The 802-nt window shown below is 58.6% G+C and carries 1 pseudogene; it reads left to right on the top strand.

Going from position 1 to position 802, the window contains the following annotated elements:
• Nucleotides 1-157: 157 nt before the first annotated feature.
• Nucleotides 158-717, top strand: a pseudogene (locus XcyCFBP4188_RS22310) (transposase); the annotation flags it as partial.
• Between the last annotated feature and the right edge of the window lie 85 nt (nucleotides 718-802).

Raw genomic sequence — 802 nt, 5'->3', positions numbered from 1 at the left:
GGCGGGCTAACACCCGCCGAGTTCCATGAGCAACATCAACCGCAGACCTCTAGTTTTAGCTGGCATTGAATTGCGGGGAGTCGACATGCTCGACGTCCCCCAATTTTGAGTGGCGCTTCAGTTTGGAGTCCAATTCCCTACCTCGAGGAAATTGGACGTGAAGAAGCGTTTTTCCGAAGAGCAGATCATCGGCTTCCTGCGAGAAGCCGAAGCGGGCATAGCGATCAAGGACCTATGCCGGCGGTATAGCTTCAGTGAGGCCTCGTACTACCTGTGGCGCAGCAAGTTCGGCGGGATGAGCGTGCCCGATGCCAAGCGGCTCAAGGACCTCGAGTCCGAGAACGCGCGGTTGAAGAAGTTGCTAGCCGAGCAGCTGTTCGAGAACGACCTGATCAAGGATGCGCTGCGAAAAAAGTGGTAAGCGCACCGGCGCGTCGTACGCTGGTGCGCGAGTGGATCGGGCGCGGTGCCAGCGAGCGTCGTGCCTTGGCAGCGATCGGCATGAGCGCCAGTGCGCTGCGCTATTGCCCGCGCGAAGACCGCAATGGCGAACTGCGCGAGCGCATTGTTGCGCTGGCGCATCGCCATCGCCGTTATGGCGTGGGGATGATCTATCTCAAATTGCGACAAGAAGGACGCATCGTGAACTACAAGCGCATGGAGCGGTTGTACCGCGAGCAGCAGCTGCAGGTCCGGCGTCGCAGACGCAAAGAGGTGCTAGGGCCTGTTAACACATCCGAAGCCCATCAACGACTAGGACGAAGCTGAGGAATCCAAGGAACATGACATCTAGCTTCTCGAA

The organism is Xanthomonas hortorum pv. cynarae, assembly GCF_002939985.1.
GTDB lineage: Bacteria > Pseudomonadota > Gammaproteobacteria > Xanthomonadales > Xanthomonadaceae > Xanthomonas > Xanthomonas hortorum_D.
This window is presented reverse-complemented; position numbering and strand designations above follow the sequence as displayed.